We start from the raw sequence: 447 nt of genomic DNA, 5'->3' as shown, positions 1-447 counted from the left end.
AGGGCAGGCCGGGGCGGGCGGTGCAGATCTTCATGCGGCGGATCTCGCGGCGGCCGTGGCCGGTCTCGTCGGTGCGGTCGTTGAGGATCGCTTCGCGCCAGGGCAGGGCTTTGAGCCGGCGGTGCAGGGTGGGTGTACTGGTTGCCTTTGACGATGAACAGGTAGTGGCCTCCGTCGGCGATCACTTGCTGGGCGTGGGCGTGCTGGGTGTGCAGGGCGTCGGCGGTGATGACCGTGCTGGTGAGGTCCAGGCTGCGCAGCAGGGGTGTGAAGGCGGGGATCTCGTTGCTCTTGGCCTTGACCTGCTGCTGGGCTGCGACGGTCTGGGTGTCGTGGCGGGTGGCGGCCAGCAGGTGCACGGTGTCGTCGCCGGTGCGGCTGCCGCGCAGGGTTTTGCCGTCCACGGCCAGGCCGGTGAGCGGGGTGTGGTGCGGGGGTGGGCTGCTG

At 70.5% G+C, this 447-nt stretch carries 1 protein-coding gene; it reads right to left on the bottom strand.

All coding sequences use genetic code 11. The annotated features are described in order from the left end of the window. Window positions 1-447: ISAs1 family transposase (locus GUY59_RS47190; protein WP_161715164.1), on the bottom strand; the 447-nt coding region annotated here is incomplete at both ends.

Source organism: Nonomuraea sp. K271, assembly GCF_009908215.1.
Lineage (GTDB): Bacteria > Actinomycetota > Actinomycetes > Streptosporangiales > Streptosporangiaceae > Nonomuraea > Nonomuraea longispora.
This window is presented reverse-complemented; position numbering and strand designations above follow the sequence as displayed.